Origin of the sequence: Kitasatospora sp. NPDC058032 (assembly GCF_042885845.1) — a bacterium.
In the GTDB taxonomy this organism is placed as follows: Bacteria; Actinomycetota; Actinomycetes; order Streptomycetales; family Streptomycetaceae; genus Kitasatospora.
This window is the reverse complement of record NZ_JBHVRK010000088.1, coordinates 1-1,197: the sequence shown is the minus strand read 5'-3', so window position 1 is coordinate 1,197 and position 1,197 is coordinate 1. Positions and strand designations below refer to the sequence as shown.

Genomic DNA, 1,197 nt, shown 5'->3' with positions numbered 1-1,197 from the left:
ATCGAAGTGCACCCTCCACAAGCCCCCCAGAAGCCGCTCTACGGCCCTTTTGCCCTCCTGCTGACGTTTCCCCCCCATGGGGCTGCTCCGGGGCCTCAGGGGGGCTTGTGGAGGCTCTGCCGGAAGGGGCCGGATTGCGCATAGCAGGAGATGCCCCGACAGCGGCCGGGAATCGACGATGTCCCCCGACCCCTATCCGGCGTCCGCTGATCCTCAGGAGGCAGACCTTGCAGGCTCCAGAACCGAAGAACGGCCAGACCCCGGAGCAGCCGCAGGAGGAGCGGATCATCCTGGACGTGTGGCTGGCGGACTACCCGTTCCCCACCTATGACGGGCGTGACTTCCTCGCTCCGCTGCGCGAGCGGGCGGCCGAGTTCGAGCGTACCCATCCCCGATACCGGGTCGACATCACCGGCCACGACTTCTGGACCATGCCCGAAAAGGTGGCCCGCGCCGCAGCCGAGGGCAGGCCCCCGCACATCGCGGGCTACTACGCCACCGACAGCCAGCTTGCGCGCGACGCCCGCAACCCCGACGGGTCGCCGGTGTTCACCTCGGTCGAGGCCGCCCTGGCCGGCCGTACGGAGATACTGGGCCACCCGGTGGTCGTGGACGACCTCGACCCCACGGTGCGCGATTCCTATTCGTTCGGAGGCGAGTTGATCTCGCTGCCGTTCACGGTCACCACCATGCTCTGCTACGCCAACGCCTCCCTCCTGGAGCGGGCAGGAGTCCCGGAGCCGCCCCGTACCTGGGACGAGACCGAAGCGGCCTGCGAGGCCGTGGCCCGCCTCGCGGGCGGTCCCGGTCACGGGATCACCTGGGCCAACGACGGCTGGGTGTTCCAGCAGGCCGTCGCCCTGCAGAACGGGCTGCTCACCGATCAGGACAACGGCCGGTCCGCCCCCGCCGGGACTGTGAACATCACATCGGACGAAATGCTCGACTGGGTCCGCTGGTGGACTCACCTCCACGAGCGCGGCCACTACCTCTACACGGGCGGGCCCTCGGACTGGGGCGGGGCGTTCGAGGCCTTCGTCCAGCAGAAGGTCGCCTTCACCTTCGACTCCTCCAAGGCCGCCCGCGAACTCATCCAGGCCGGCGCGCAGGCGGGCTTCGAGGTCGCGGTGTTCCCGTTGCCGAAAAACGCCAAGGCCCCTGTCGCGGGCCAACCCGTCTCGGGGGACTCCCTGTGGC

The 1,197-nt window shown here is 69.4% G+C and carries 1 protein-coding gene; it reads left to right on the top strand.

Going from position 1 to position 1,197, the window contains the following annotated elements:
* Positions 1-227: 227 nt before the first annotated feature.
* The coding region (locus ACFVUH_RS37450) for an ABC transporter substrate-binding protein (RefSeq protein WP_387918112.1) at positions 228-1,197 on the top strand (970 nt) is incomplete at its 3' end.